The 15,111-nt window shown below is 45.6% G+C and carries 13 protein-coding genes; 1 reads left to right on the forward strand and 12 read right to left on the reverse strand.

The genetic code is table 11. The features are described 5' to 3' along the window. Positions 1 to 293 precede the first annotated feature (293 nt). The 12 genes from EJL91_RS20315 to EJL91_RS20370 all read right to left on the reverse strand — a co-directional run bounded on the left by EJL91_RS20315 (position 294) and on the right by EJL91_RS20370 (position 13,122). Complete coding sequence (locus tag EJL91_RS20315) at positions 294 to 1,448, reverse strand: iron-containing alcohol dehydrogenase (RefSeq protein ID WP_125143788.1); 1,155 nt, start codon at positions 1,446 to 1,448, stop codon at positions 294 to 296. 13 nt (positions 1,449 to 1,461) lie between these two features. Continuing rightward, positions 1,462 to 2,595, reverse strand: coding sequence for a phosphonoacetaldehyde reductase (locus EJL91_RS20320; protein WP_125143789.1), 1,134 nt, complete (start codon positions 2,593 to 2,595; stop codon positions 1,462 to 1,464). Between the two features lie 10 nt (positions 2,596 to 2,605). Beyond that, positions 2,606 to 3,910, reverse strand: a complete 1,305-nt coding sequence (locus tag EJL91_RS20325) for an MFS transporter (protein WP_125143790.1) — start codon at positions 3,908 to 3,910, stop codon at positions 2,606 to 2,608. A 107-nt stretch (positions 3,911 to 4,017) separates the two neighbouring features. After that, entirely contained in the window at positions 4,018 to 4,863 is an 846-nt protein-coding gene (locus EJL91_RS20330; RefSeq protein WP_125143791.1) for an HAD hydrolase-like protein, read from the reverse strand. 258 nt (positions 4,864 to 5,121) lie between these two features. After that, entirely contained in the window at positions 5,122 to 5,895 is a 774-nt protein-coding gene (locus EJL91_RS20335; protein WP_125143792.1) for a DeoR/GlpR family DNA-binding transcription regulator, read from the reverse strand. Further along, positions 5,892 to 6,677, reverse strand: a complete 786-nt coding sequence (locus EJL91_RS20340; protein WP_164516905.1) for a DeoR/GlpR family DNA-binding transcription regulator — start codon at positions 6,675 to 6,677, stop codon at positions 5,892 to 5,894. The genes EJL91_RS20335 and EJL91_RS20340 overlap by 4 nt, the downstream gene beginning before the upstream one ends. 353 nt (positions 6,678 to 7,030) lie before the next feature. Continuing rightward, complete coding sequence (locus EJL91_RS20345) at positions 7,031 to 8,083, reverse strand: electron transfer flavoprotein subunit alpha/FixB family protein (protein ID WP_125143794.1); 1,053 nt, start codon at positions 8,081 to 8,083, stop codon at positions 7,031 to 7,033. 27 nt (positions 8,084 to 8,110) lie between these two features. Further along, positions 8,111 to 8,902 carry an electron transfer flavoprotein subunit beta/FixA family protein gene (locus EJL91_RS20350; protein WP_125143795.1) on the reverse strand — a complete coding sequence of 264 codons (792 nt, stop codon included), beginning with the start codon at positions 8,900 to 8,902 and terminating at the stop codon, positions 8,111 to 8,113. A gap of 70 nt (positions 8,903 to 8,972) precedes the next feature. Next, positions 8,973 to 10,127 (reverse strand): acyl-CoA dehydrogenase, encoded by a 1,155-nt coding sequence (locus EJL91_RS20355; RefSeq protein WP_125143796.1) that lies wholly within the window; start codon positions 10,125 to 10,127, stop codon positions 8,973 to 8,975. A 75-nt stretch (positions 10,128 to 10,202) separates the two neighbouring features. Further along, entirely contained in the window at positions 10,203 to 11,039 is an 837-nt protein-coding gene (locus tag EJL91_RS20360; RefSeq protein ID WP_125143797.1) for a 3-hydroxyacyl-CoA dehydrogenase family protein, read from the reverse strand. Positions 11,040 to 11,064: 25 nt separating this feature from the next. Next, on the reverse strand, positions 11,065 to 11,841 hold the full coding sequence (locus EJL91_RS20365; RefSeq protein ID WP_125143798.1) for an enoyl-CoA hydratase-related protein: 777 nt from the start codon (positions 11,839 to 11,841) through the stop codon (positions 11,065 to 11,067). A gap of 96 nt (positions 11,842 to 11,937) precedes the next feature. After that, positions 11,938 to 13,122 carry an acetyl-CoA C-acetyltransferase gene (locus tag EJL91_RS20370; protein WP_125143799.1) on the reverse strand — a complete coding sequence of 395 codons (1,185 nt, stop codon included), beginning with the start codon at positions 13,120 to 13,122 and terminating at the stop codon, positions 11,938 to 11,940. A 1,018-nt stretch (positions 13,123 to 14,140) separates the two neighbouring features. Between EJL91_RS20370 and EJL91_RS20375 the strand changes: the two genes are divergently transcribed. Further along, complete coding sequence (locus tag EJL91_RS20375; protein ID WP_125143800.1) at positions 14,141 to 14,932, forward strand: enoyl-CoA hydratase-related protein; 792 nt, start codon at positions 14,141 to 14,143, stop codon at positions 14,930 to 14,932. The last annotated feature ends 179 nt before the right edge of the window (positions 14,933 to 15,111 follow it).

Genomic DNA, 15,111 nt, shown 5'->3' on the forward strand with positions numbered 1-15,111 from the left:
TCACTGTGGTTTTTTCATCTGTCTATTGGTATTTGCTATTGGTTATTTCATTTTTGTTATTACATTCTTGTTATTCCATTCTCCCGGCACAGTGGCTCTGCAGGATACTGTCCCCGTATTCGCCTGTGGATTTGAATAACGGTATCCAGGGCCGTTTTAATATACCGCAGAAACATTGCATCGCCGAGCAGCTTACCTCCAACAAATTTTTTTATCACCATTCAAAAAAACCGCCGCACCGGTCATAATAACGCCAGTGCGGCAGCCTTCTATCAGTTGTTTCCAAAAATCTTTTAATCAAATAACGCTTTATAAATTCTTACTATATCCTCTTTATCAGGTTTCCTCCGTGTATTACCCGGACTTCCGCTGTCGAGCGCATCCTGGGCCATTTTATCAATCCTGCCCAGAAAATCATCTTTGTCGATTCCGAATTCTTCCAGCGTCTGAATCTTCAGGCTTTTGCACAGTTTTGAGGCAGCCTGCACAAAAGCGGCGGCGCCTTCGGGATCCGTCATTCCCGGTTCATAGACGCCTATTGCCTGTGCCAGCTCCCTGAACCGTTCAGGGCAGCCTTCGATTGCAAATTCCAGGCATTTCTCCAGCAGCATGGCGTTGGATAAGCCATGGGGAACGTGATAAAGCGCGCCAATCGGCCGGCTCATTCCATGGATAATTGTGACGGAAGAATTATTAAACGCCATTCCCGCTTCCAGCGCCGCAATCGCCATGTCAATTCTGGCTTCCATATTTCCGCCGTCCGTATAACACAGATACAGACTGTCAAATATTCTTTTTACGGCCGACACCGCCATGGTGTCTGTCATAGAGAAAGCTTTAATTGAGGTGTAAGCCTCTACCGCGTGGCACAGTGCATCGATACCTGTAGCCGCTGTGACGGCAGGGGGCGCCGTCATAGTAAATACCGGATCAATCACGGCAAGCTGCGGCAAAAGCGCGGCCCCCTTCAGGAGCATTTTAATATTTTTCTCAGTATTATTAATGATAGTAAATTGAGTAGCCTCACTTCCGGTCCCTGCCGTGGTCGGCACGGCACACATTGGCGGCAGACTGCCCTCAATAGTCTTTCCCATAAAACTGTTTATGCTGTCCCCCAGCACAATCACTGCACCGATTGCCTTCATACTGTCAATCGGGCTGCCGCCTCCCACGGCTATCAGGAAATCGCAATGCTTCTGAAGATAGACCTCCGCTCCCTCTGCTATCATATAATCACAGGGTTCCTGATTTATCCCATCATAGATTTCATATGCAATGCCGATTTCATCAAGGAGGGCGGTCACCTTCCCCACGTTCCCTAGTTTTACCATTACAGAATCGGTAATGATTAACGCTTTTCGACCGCAGTTCTTCCATGTATCCTGTGCCAGCGCCAGGGCTCCCTCTCCGAGAAGCACCTTTTGCGGAGTCAGATATGTATATGCCACAAACTTCCCTCCTTTAGTAAACCGATATGAGAATTTCTTTTACCTGCTCCGGACTGATATCCACAGGATTATTGTCCATACGTCCCTTTGTAAATGTGCCTTCCACGATCAAATCAATACCTTCCCTCGGCACTCCCAGGGCGCTTAAACGAATATCCACAATTCCTTCACTGGTGGAATCAAGCCAGTTCTTTAAACCGCCGTGCTTTTCCAGAACGTCAAAGAGGTCGTCAGCCAGAACCGTTTTATCACGGTTGATTTTTGACACAGCATCCAGAGACAGGGCGCAGGCCAGGCCATGCTCCACACCGTACTGCATGGTAATCGGGTAGCTGATGGAGTGGCAGGCCGTAGTTCTGGTCTTTGCAAATGCCATACCTGCCAGCAGAGCTCCCCGGGACATTGCAGTCCTCAGCTCCAGGTTCTTCGGATCCTTCAAGACCTGAGGCAGATAAGTCATAATCAGGTCGATGGCTCTCAGCGCAATATCTTTAACAACATAGGTAGTCGGCTTGGCCCAGAAAGATTCCATAGCGTGGGACAATGCATCCAGACCGGTGGAAAGGGTGAGGCGAAGCGGAAGTGACAGGGTCAGATCCGGAATAACAATAGCCTTCTTTGCATAGTTCTCCTGGCAGTCGATTGAAAATTTTGCTTTTTTATCTACATCCCAGATGGTAGCAAACCGTGTAACCTCAGAGCCCGTTCCGGCTGCCGAAGGAAGGGCGATGATGTCTATGAATTGATGTGGTGTTGTATAGGTTTTATTTTTCAGCGCTTCCGTGATAATCGGGATAGTAATTTCCTGTCCCTTAAACATGTAGTAGAATGCGCTGACCGCCTTAGCAAGGTCGATGGTGCTGCCGCCGCCTATAGCAAGTATCTGAGTTGGGTTCAAATCGCCGACTTTATTTAATGCATCAAAGATATCCTTCTGGGTCGGATTGCCGGGACACCGGTCTACCCATGCCAAAATGCCTTCTTCAACACCATTTTCAATTTCCTCTGTAATTCCCCAGATATCTGTGGTAAAACGGTCGCAAACCACAAGTGTCTTTTGAGCATGGCTGCATCCTGTAATTAAATTGTGAAGTCCTTCCATGTCTGAAAATTCAATTTCTACTGAACAGTATGGATCATATCCCATAATATACCTCCTATTGTGCGGTTCCCCGTACTTTCATGTTTTTAGCTGCCAGCGCCAGGATAACCAGCGCTACATATAATATCGCAATTGTAATAAAAACTGCATTCCAGCTGTAGCTGCTTACATAACCAAAGAGAATAGACTGGACAGCAGCTCCCATATAAGCGGCCCAGTCCAAAAGTCCTGTGGCAGTACCGGCAAATGCCCTTGTTCCAATATCGCCGGCGAATGCCCATACAATACCGTTTACAGATGAGAAAAAGCCTACGAACAGCAGCATCACGGATGCCATTCCAAGAGATGTGATGCGCGGAAACAGAATCAGCGAAATAGCGGAAATAAATCCGCAGATTACCAGCACCGGTTCTCTCTTGCCCTTAAACACCTTGTCTGTCAGGTACGGCATCAGGAAGAAAGCCGCCGCCTGGCCTACCGGCAGAAGTACGGATGCAAAAATTCCGCTTTTAATATCCATTCCAAGAGCCTCTTTGAAATAGGTAGGAACCCAGGTCAGCATTCCATATCTTCCAATTCCTCCAATTGCAATGATAAATAAGAATACACACATCTTTGGTTCACGAAGCAGGCACAAAAACGGGTAAACTGCTCCTTTACCCTGAAGTTCTTTCATTCTGGCCGCTTCCAGGGCTGCCGCTTCTTTATCTTCCTCCTCAAACTCCGGAAGCCCCACATCCATCGGTGAATTCTTAACCAGCGCCACAAATACCACTAAAATTATCAGCATGGGGATCAACGGCCATCTGAACGCAGCCCTCCATCCCATATTCGGTGAAATCTGATATGCAATCAATACGCAGAAGTATGTAACAACCTGAGCAACGCCTGATGCGCCCGTAATAACGCCGCTGGCAAATCCGCGTTTATCTTTCGGCCACCATTTATTACTCAAAGCAATTCCCGGAGACCAAGCCATGGACTGGGCGAAACCATTGATTCCCCACAGAATAGCAATAACAATCAGTGATGCCTGGAAACTGATGATAAGGTTCAACAGAGCAGATAATACAACGCCCCAGAAAATAAAACGCTTGTTTCCCACCATCTCCCCCAGACGGCCGGAAAACAGATGTCCAAACCCATAACACCAGAATAGCGCCGATGTAACCATACCCATATCTGCCTTGGTAACGCCAAACTCTTCTATCATCAGAGGAATGGCCAGATTCATGTTCTGCCTTCCATTATAGAAGAAACAGTACATAATCGAAAAACCAATCAGCATATACATGGCATATTTCTTAAATTTTAAGTATTCATCCCCACTATAACCATATTTTCCCTCTTGTTTACCCACAAACACCCTCCTCGCACTTTTAACTTTTGAAATAATCCTTTTTTACGGGAAAAGGGAGTCCCATCGGACGCCCTTCCCGTATACAGCATCATTGTTTGTCTATGTACTTAGATTGTTTCAATCAGTCCCTGTCCAGGTCTGATCCCCTGTCTTAATCTTGGCTCAATCTGAGTAAAGATAATTTCAGGAACATATGCTACAGACGGCACCAGGAAATCCGGTTTGGATGCGGCCAGTTCATCATACGTATTGCTTCCGCTTGCATAGAGGCCAATTGTCCAGCAGCCCGCATTGTTGCCGCACTTCATGCCCGCAGCCGTATCGTCAATTTTAACAACAGATTCAATCGGAATCACTTTACCCGTGAGCTTATAAGCGCTGAGCATACAATCGTAAACCATGAAAGGTGACGGCCTTCCGGGAACCTTCTCGGCGTTGGTTACTACGTCAAACTTCATATCGTACTTTTCTTCCAGGACCCGGTTTAAGTTGAGGGAGTCTTCCTCATAATACCCGGTATCGCAGCCAACGAGGATCCCGGCTTCACGCATCTTTTTAATTGCTTCGTTTGCGCCTTCGATTGGTTTTGCCAAATCTTCATCCACTATGTATTTTGACATCAATGGACGGAATGCTGCTAAAACTGCATTAAAGTCATCTTCAGTCCAATGACGGCCATACTTTTCTTCCCACTGTTTTGAAATTTCCGGCTGGTCAAGAAGCATTCTTAAATGAGTCGGTTTAAAATTACCCATCGGCTTACGAATAGTCGCCCAGTCGCACTCAATGCCAAATCCACGGAGAGCCTCATAAAATGGAACGACCGGCGCTTTGCATCCGCGAAGATCGTCCAGCGGCCATCTGTGTCTGAGATCGCCAGGGCCATCACAGAAGGTACCTGCCGTATCCAATACCGCGAGTTCGATTTTTCCAGTGTAGTGTCTGTTGTACATAAAATATCCTCCTTTAAATTTTAATAAATTCGCATTTCTTAACTATATTAAAGCATATTGTTTCATGTATGTCAATAATGTTTTGCTATATTTTTAAATATTTTCTTGTTTTTATCGCTTATATTTTAAAAATATTGCATTTCTTTCAATTATGGCGCAAAAAAGCAGAGCCGGCCCGGCTTTCAAGCCGCAACCGGATCTGCTCCATTCAACTACTTATCATTTTACCGCATAACATCAGATTAATCGGGTTACTTGTCACTCTGATTCCGCTGCTATCACCTCAATTCCCTGTTCTGTGTACTTTCGCCGCATTTCAGCCGCCAGTCCGCTATCGGTAATAATACTGTCTATTTCCGCAAGGCTGCATATATTCACATAGGAAATCTTTTCAAATTTGCTGTGATCCGCTACTATAATTTTCTGCCTTGAAGATTCCAGCATCGCGCGCATAATTGGTTCCTGGTGAATCCGGAAGTCTGTAATTCCTTTCTCCAGGGAAACCGCGTGGACTCCCAGAATTGCCATATCAAGATTGTATTTTCGGATATCAATTGGACATTGTTCACCACATATGGCTTCTTCCTGCCCATCCACAATTCCTCCCGGTATTATGATATTAAATTTCTTGTTTTGTGACAAAATGCGAATTGCAGGCAGACTGTTGGTCATAACGGTTAAACGGTAGAAACGCTCCACCAGAAGTTCTGCCACCTCCATACAGGTCGTGCCGCTGTTAATCAGGATCGCCTGTCCGTCTACAATACGGGAACTTACAACCTCGGCTATTTCCCGTTTCTCCCGCTTGTGGGAAATACTTCTCAGGCCCACTCCGTGAGTAGTTATGTCGGCATTGTGGTAGACTGCGCCTCCTCGGACCCTGCGCAGCATCTTGCTCTTCTCAAGCTGTTCCAAATCGCGCCTTACAGTGTCGAGGGACACTCCATTCAGTTCACTCAGCTCCGCAAGAGTACCTGTCTGATTTTCTTTCAGAAAGTCTATAATTCTTATAAAACGCTCATCCTGCATCATCTCTTTTCACCCGCCTTGTCCGGGGTAAGTACAGTTACTCCCATCTTTTCATACCGTTCCAATTGCTCCCCGGTTATTTTATGATCCGTCAGTATATAATTAATCTCTGAAAGCTGGCAGACATTAATGCATGCAGTTCTGTCAAATTTAGTATGATCCGCCACCACAGCCCTATTCTTAGAAGCAGCCAGCATGGCTTTGACAATTCCCACCTCTTCCATTCTGAAATCCGTAATTCCCTTATCAGAAGACAAAGCATTGACCGCGAGAATTGCCGTGTCAAAATTGTATGCCATTATTTCTTCTTCGCATTGTTTGCCAAAAATGGAATGTTCCTCATTTCTCAGGACGCCTCCGGGAACCACAATTAAAAAGCCCGGATTCTCCTGCAGAACTTCCACAATCCGCATATTGTTGGTAAGTACCGTCAGACGTTTATAGTTGCCGGCCAGAAACTTTGCCGCCTCAATATTTGTGGTCCCGCTGTTCATTGCAACGGCCTGACCGTCTGTCACAACCTCCTGGAGCAGCCGCGACAGCTCTTCTTTTTCTTTTCTGTTTTCTATCCCTCTCATATCAAAGCTCTGGCGTGTCAGATCGTCCTTGCGTCTGGCCGCCCCGCCGCGGACTACCGACAGCATTCCCTTGTCTTCCAATTCCGTTAAGTCACGGCGAATCGTTCCCACCGATGTCCCCGTTATCTCCGAAAGCTCTGCAAATGTGGCCACATTATTCTCTTTCAGGTAATTTACTATCTGTAAAAAACGATCTTCTTTCAGCATATATCCCCCTTTGAAGCCCATTCATTCTATTATAAATATTTAATAATATAGCACAAATTATGCAATAAATCTATAAGCTTTGAATAATCACCGCATCTAGCCCCTGTTCAACCATCTTTTTTTCAGACGTTCTATTCTTGTTTCAATATATTTTTTAACTGACATCATTTCTTCTGCCTCCTTTGCAGCAGTTCTTTGGTTCTTTTGATAAGCCAATTATACTATCGGCCCTTTTTTATTTCCAAAAGTTATTCCGAGCAAAGGCAACAGGTAAATAGCTGTTAATTAAAAAAAGCACCGCAAACCCTGTTTTCACAGTTGGTCTGCGGTGCTTTTTTAATTGAATCTGCTGATTAGTTGTCTTTTGCAGCAGCTTTTGCTTCTTTGATCTTCTCTGTTAAGAAAGGAACAATCTTGTTCAGATCGCCTACTACGCCATAGTCAGCTACATCGAAGATAGGAGCTGTCTCATCTTTGTTGATAGCAACAATGATGTCGGACTCTTCCATACCTGCAAGATGCTGAATAGCGCCGGAAATACCGATTGCAAAGTAAACGTTAGGACGAACTGTCTTACCTGTCTGGCCTACCTGTAAATCTTTCGGTTTCCAGCCTGCATCTACGACTGCACGGGAGCAGCTTACTGTTCCGCCGATTGCTTCAGCAAGTTCTTCAAGAATCTTGAAGTTTTCCGGGCTTCCCATTCCACGTCCGCCGGATACGAGGATCTTAGCGTCCATGATATCTACAGTGTCGGATACAGCCTTAACGATGTCAAGGATTTCTACGTACTGGTTGTTTGGTGTAAATCCTGGGTTGAATTCTTCAACTACAGCTTTAGCGCCTTTAACCTTCGGAGCTTTCTTCATAACGCCTGGACGTACGGTTGCCATCTGAGGACGGAATTCCGGGCAAGCGATAGTAGCGATTGTGTTACCGCCGAATGCAGGACGTGTCATCAGTAACTGATTATGTTTTGTCTCTCTTCCAGGAATCGGGTTCATTGGGAAGTCACCGATATCAAGCTGTGTACAGTCAGCTGTTAAACCTGTGTGGATTCTCGCGCAAACACGTGGTCCAAGGTCACGGCCGATTGCTGTAGCGCCGATTAAGAAGATTTCCGGTTTATATTTCTCGATTACAGATGCAAGAGCGTGTGTGTATGGCTCAGTTCTGTACTCTTTTAACTCAGGATCATCAACAACGATTACTTTGTCAGCGCCGTACTCAGCCAGCTGGTCTGCAAGGCCTTTTACATCGGAACCAACTAAAACAGCTGTTACTTCTGTGTTTAAGTCTTTTGCTAATTCTTTTCCTTTGCCAATCAGCTCGAATGCGATACCGCCGATTACGTTATCAACCTGCTGTGCAAAGACAAATACTCCCTTATATGCTTCTAAGTTCATCTTATTCACCACTCTTTTCTTTGATTTTTAAATAACGTGTTTTTCTGCCAGTTTGCCTACGATGTAATCTGCGGAAGCTGCCGGATCTAAAGTTACATGCTCGCCGGCGCCCTTTCTGACTTTATCGGAAGCCTTAGCGATCTGAGTTGGAGAACCTTTTAAACCTAAGTTGGAATCTTCTACGTCTTTCAGGTCATTTCTTCCCCAAACAGTGATTTCCGTGCTGTAAGCATCAAAAATTCCGCCTGGAGTCATGTAACGCGGCTCATTTAATTCTGCAAGAGCTGTGAGTAAGCATGGTAACTGAGCTTTAACAACATGATATCTGTCGTCATACTGACGCTCAACAACAATATATTTGTCTTCGAGATTAATCTCTTTAATCTCCTGTGCATAGCTGATTACCGGGATTCCCAGGTGCTCGGAGATCTGCGGTCCAACCTGTGCTGTATCACCATCGATAGCCTGACGGCCTGTGATGATTAAGTCATACTCCATATTGCGGATAGCGCCTGCAATTGTCTGGGATGTTGCCCATGTATCTGCGCCGCCTAATACTCTGTCTGTTACTAAAACACCTTTATCTGCACCCATAGCCATAGCCTCGCGAAGAACTTCTTCAGCCTTTGGAAGACCCATTGTAACTACGGTAACTTCTGCGCCATACTGATCTTTTAAACGAAGTGCTGCTTCCAGTCCTGCTTTATCATCCGGGTTCATGATTGCAAGCATTGCGCTTCTATCAAGTGTACCATCAGGATTAAATTTAACTCCGCCTTTGGTATCCGGAACCTGTTTAACACAAACTACTATTTTCACGGTATGTTCACTCCTTATTCAATGTTTTTTCTCATAATCGAGATACTTTTCAATCTATTATCTGGAAATCTTACTTTAACAGGGAAGCGGAAATTACCATTCTCTGAACTTCAGATGTTCCTTCGTAGATCTCTGTGATCTTAGCGTCACGCATCATACGCTCTACGTCGTACTCTCTTGTGTAGCCGTAACCGCCGTGAAGCTGAACAGCCTTGGTTGTTACTTCCATAGCAACCTCTGCTGCGTATAATTTAGCCATAGCTGCTTCCACAGAATAATTTTTCTGTGTCTTCTTAGCCATAGCCGCTCTGTAAACAAGGAGCTGAGCCGCTTTAACTTTTGTAGCCATATCTGCTAACTGGAACTGTGTATTCTGGAACTGTCCGATGGAACGGCCGAACTGTTTTCTTTCCTGAACATATTCAATTGTTCTGTCGAGAGCGCCCTCTGCAAGGCCGAGTGCCTGAGCGGCAATACCGATACGTCCGCCATCCAGAGTATGCATAGCGATACCAAAGCCTTTACCCTGCTGTCCTAAGATGTTCTCCTTCGGAATTCTGCAGTCTGTAAAGATCAGCTCATATGTTGCTGAACCACGGATACCCATCTTCTTCTCTTTCGTTCCGAAGGTGAATCCTGGAGTTCCTTTTTCTACGATAAATGCAGAGATTTCTTTTTTCTTTCTTCCTCTTGCATCTTCTTTAATGCCTGTTACAGCGATAATTACATAGACATCAGCTTCCTTACCGTTTGTGATGAAGATTTTGGAACCGTTAAGTACCCACTCGTCACCATCTAAAACAGCTTTTGTCTGCTGTCCCTGTGCATCTGTACCAGCGCCTGGCTCTGTTAAACCGAAAGCACCTAATTTCTCACCTTTTGCAAGGGGAACCAGGAATTTCTGTTTCTGCTCTTCAGTACCGTAGGTCTGGATTGGGTCACAGCAAAGAGAGGTATGTGCGGATACGATAACGCCTGTAGTACCGCAAACCTTTGAAAGCTCCTCAACACACATAGCGTATGTTAACGGATCGCAGCCCTGTCCGCCGTACTCCTTCGGAACCGGAATTCCCATGAAGCCCAGTTTCTGCATCTTCTCAACAGTGCCTGTCGGGAAATGTTCTGTCTCGTCAACTTCCTGTGCTAAAGGTTTTACTTCTTTTTCGGCGAAGTCATGGAATAACTTCCTCGCCATTTCATGCTCTTTACTTAATGTAAAATCCATGTCTATTCCTCCATCATTTTCTTATATAGCGCTTAAAGGCGGCTTAGGCACGCCTGATGCGGTTCAAATAATTAATTAATTGTACTTATAGAAGCCTTCGCCGGATTTCTGTCCTAACTTTCCGCCGCGGACCATCTTACGAAGGAGCTGGTGCGGACGATACTTCGGATCTCCGGATTCAGCCTGTAATACCTCCATGATGGCAAGTACTACGTCAAGACCAATCAGATCTCCAAGAGCCAGCGGTCCCATCGGATGGCTTGCACCCAGCTTCATAGCTGTGTCGATGCCTTCTACAGTTGCTTCGCCCTCAGCATAAATGCCGATAGCTTCATTTATCATCGGAATCAGGATTCTGTTTACTACGAAACCTGCGGCTTCCTCTACCTGAACCGGGATCTTTCCGATTTCTTCTGAGATTGCTTTTACTTTGTCGACAGTCGCTTCCGGTGTGTTCAGTCCGGCGATTACCTCTACCAGCTTCATAACAGGAGCCGGGTTAAAGAAGTGCATACCTACTACCGGTCTGTCAAGTCCTGCACCGATTGCCGTGATGGACAGAGAGGATGTGTTTGTTGCGAAGATACACTCCGGTTTGCAGATTGCAGCCAGTTCTCTGAAGGTCTGTTTTTTGATTTCCATATCCTCGATTGCTGCTTCAACTACCAGATCGCAGTCAGCGCAGATTGTCTTCACACCTGGGTGGATTTTGGCAAGGATCTTATCAGCCGTCTCCTTGTCCATCTTGCCTCTTGCAACACGTTTCTCAAATCCCTTTGCAATTCTCATTTTGCCGTTTGCGGCGAATTCTTCATTAATATCACATAAACATACTTCGTAACCATCTACCTGGGCAAAAGCCTGAGCAATACCGGAACCCATTGTTCCTGCACCAATAATACCAACTTTCATGACAAATCCTCCTGATTTTACACTGTTATTTGTTATTGAAATTTTCTACTTTCCGTTTCTCGAGAAACGCGGTCATGCCTTCTTTCTGATCCTCTGTCTCGAAGCAGCCGCCAAATGCTTTTTCCTCAATGACGATAGCCTGATCCATATCAACCTGAAGTCCTTCGTTCATCGCTTTCTTTGAATTTCTCACTGCGATAGGAGCATTCTTTGCGATGCCTGCCGCCAGCTTCTTTGCCGCCGGCATCAGTTCTTCCTGTGTATAAACCGCATTGACAAGTCCCAGTCTGTACGCCTCATCCGCCTTGATGTTTCGGGCGCCGTAAACCATCTCTTTCGCTTTTCCTACACCAATCAGACGGGCCAGTCTCTGAGTGCCGCCGAATCCCGGTGTAATTCCAAGGCCAACTTCCGGCTGGCCGAACATCGCATTGTCGGAACAGATGCGGATGTCACAGCTCATGGCAAGCTCGTTGCCGCCGCCAAGCGCGAATCCGTTCACTGCCGCAATTACCGGAATCGGGAATGTCTCGATCTTACGGAAAATATCATTGCCGAATTTGCCAAATGCTTCTCCCTCAGCCTTTGTCATCGTGCTCATGGCAGCGATGTCGGCTCCGGCCACAAAGGATTTCTCCCCTGCGCCTGTCAGGATAATGGTTCTGATTCTGGAAAGATCCACTGCATTAAAAGCAGCTTCGATGTCCTTTAACACATCTTCATTTAACGCATTGAGTGCTTTGGGACGGTTGATGGTCATAATGCCAACGTATCCATCCTCTTCGTAATCAACAAACCCCATTGCCATCATCTCCTTACATAATTATGTAGTTAAACCAGAAACAGCCGGAGCGTGGAGGGGTTGTCCCCCTCCACAGATTCCGGTTATTTAAACTGCTTAGTCTCTCTCGACGATTGTGGCACATCCCATGCCGCCGCCGATACAAAGTGTTGCGAGACCTTTCTTAGCGTCCCGTTTCTGCATCTCGTATAACAATGTAGTAAGGATACGGCATCCGGAAGCTCCTACCGGATGTCCAATGGCGATAGCTCCGCCGTTTACGTTCAGGATGTCGGTGTTGAAGTGTAAATCACGGGCAACTGCGATAGACTGTGCAGCGAATGCCTCGTTTGCTTCGATCAGGTCGAAGTCCTCAACTTTCATGCCTGTTTTCTTGAGAACCTTGTTGGTAGCTGCTACAGGGCCGATACCCATGATAGTAGGATCAACGCCGCCAAGTGCGCCTGCAACCCAAGTAGCCATTGGTTTGATTCCCAGTTCTTTTGCTTTTTCTTCACTCATTACAACTACTGCTGCTGCGCCGTCGTTGATAGAGGAAGCATTACCTGCCGTAACACGTCCGCCGTCTGGTTTAAATGCAGGACGAAGTTTAGCAAGTGATTCTTTTGTTGTACCTGCACGCGGGCCTTCGTCGGTATCAACAATGACAGTTTCTTTTTTCTTCTTGACTTCGATCGGAACAATCTCGTCTTTGAATCTGCCTGCTTCACGTGCTGCGCATGCCTTCTGCTGGCTGGCTGCTGCAAACTCGTCAAGCTCTTCTCTTGTAATGCCCCATTTGTCGCAGATGTTCTCTGCGGTAATTCCCATGTGATAACCGTTAAAGGCATCCCACAGGGCGTCATTTACCATGGTGTCGATCATTGGAGCGTTGTTCATACGGTAGCCGTAACGTGCGTTCATTAACGCATATGGTGCTGCGGACATGTTCTCCGCGCCGCCTGCTACTACGATGTCAGCGTCACCTGCAACGATCATCTGTGCTGCTGCGTTTACACAATGTAAACCGGAGCCACACACAACGTTCATTGTCACTGCCGGAACTTCGATAGGAAGCCCTGCTTTGATAGACATCTGACGAGCCACGTTCTGACCAAGGCCGGCCTGGATTACACAGCCCATGTAAACGTGATCTACCTGTTCCGGTGCTACGCCAGCTCTGTTCAGTGCTTCTTTAATAACGACAGCGCCCATTTCGGCTGCCGGCACTGTGCTGAGCTGACCGCCCATGGAACCTACGGCGGTACGGCATGCACTTGCTATTACGACTTTCTTTGACATATCAAATTTCCTCCTTAAAAAATGACTTGCCACGTAAATAAAACAATTGCATAGATTGATAGTAACTCTATCTTATCACTCTTGAAGTGTCCTGTCAAATAATTATCAATGAATTTATAAACTTTTTATAATGCTTTCTTAACACGGTTTTAGCGATGATTTTTTGCCGGTTTTTCAGCCCCTCTGGCAATTTTGCACAATTTTTTTTACATTTTTTTTACTTTTCACCCGGTTTCTTTTGCGTTATTACTAAATAGTAGCACGACTGTGTGAGATTTTGGACATTCCGTTTCTCCTGTTATTCGCCGTAATTTATAACTGTGATATTAATATATCAATAATTAGGCCCTCCGAGGGGTAAAGGATTTGTTTTCAGACACACCGCACCGGTGGAACGTCGGAACTATTCACAATAAACCTCTTTCTATATTATGCAATCTGTACATTGACGAAAGGGGAAAAATAGATTATCATACATACAAGCTTTATCTAGCATGCTAACAATTAGCTTACTCCCAAATGATTTTTGCATGCTGCAGACAGCCGCTGTGTCAGGGAGCCGAAAAAGGCCGTTCCTCCGGCCGCACGTTACATTCCGTATAAGTTTAGCCATTACATGTACTAGAAAAATATAACTGCTGCGTATATAAAACAAGTGCTGGAAAGATAGTAAAAGTGAAAAGAATGTAACGGCTTCGGCTCCGCTCCTGATGCGGGGCCGCTTTCCTATAGAAAATCATGCTCTATTTTTGTTCATTTAGACGGAAAAAATCTGTTCTCAAAAATTCCGCCCCCCATTTCCAGAGGTAATTTCCCCAAAAATCAAAAATATTTTTATCTATTTGTGCCAATTTTTCGCTCGCTCTTTGATTTATTTCAAATTATTAGCATGCTATATTTTTTATCGCAAAACTATTCACATTCATTTATAACTGTGATATACTCCTGATTATAAGAGCAGCGACGATGGCTCAGGAAAATTTATTAACCAAATCATTCAAATTGGGAGGAACGGATCATGGAAGTAAAAAATTACAACAACTTATTGGTAGAAGTAGAAGAAGGTATTGCCGTTGTCACAATCAACCGTCCTAAATCTTTAAACGCGCTGAACAGCGAGACGCTGGCAGAGTTGGGCGACATTGCCGCTGAGATTGAAAAATCGAAAGAAGTAAAGGTGGTAATTCTGACGGGAGCCGGGCAGAAAGCATTTGTCGCAGGCGCAGACATTTCTGAAATGGTAAACGCCACACCTCAGGAAGGACGCGCTATGGCGCTTCTGGCCGCCGATACCTTTAAAAAATTTGAAAATATGCCTCAGGTGACCATTGCAGCCGTCAACGGATACGCCCTCGGCGGTGGATGTGAAATCTCCATGTGCTGCGATATCAGGATTGCTGCGGAAAACGCCAAATTTGCCCAGCCGGAAGTCAATCTCGGAATTCTTCCCGGCTTTGGAGGCACACAGCGCCTTCCAAGACTGGTTGGCAAAGGGCGCGCCAAGGAACTGATTTTCACAACCGACCAGATCGATGCCCAGGAGGCCTACCGCATCGGACTTGCCAACAAGGTGGTTCCTCAGGAAGAGCTTCTTAACTACTGTAAGGAAATGGCGAAGAAAATCATGTCCAAGGCCAGCTTCGGGGTTACCCTCGCAAAACAGGCCATCAACACGGGTATGGACACCGATTTGGACAGCGGCCTGAAGCTGGAAGCCAATCTCTTTGGCCTGGCATTCTCCACCCATGACAAAGCGGAAGGAATGCAGGCATTTCTGGAAAAGAGAAAAGCCGAGCTGACGGATTTCTAAAATTACATAGGTAATATAGTTTAACCGGAGTTGGTGTAAAACCCGGCTCCGGTATTTTAAATATTTTTTTGCCCAAAATTATCTGTTTTTTATTTTGTTTTAACCAAAAGTCTGATTTTTTTATTTATCAAGTTCCATTTACCACACAATATTCTTTTATGATTCTTAAACCACAGGAG

Origin of the sequence: Clostridium transplantifaecale, assembly GCF_900626075.1 — a bacterium.
Classification (GTDB): Bacteria; Bacillota; Clostridia; order Lachnospirales; family Lachnospiraceae; genus Otoolea; species Otoolea transplantifaecalis.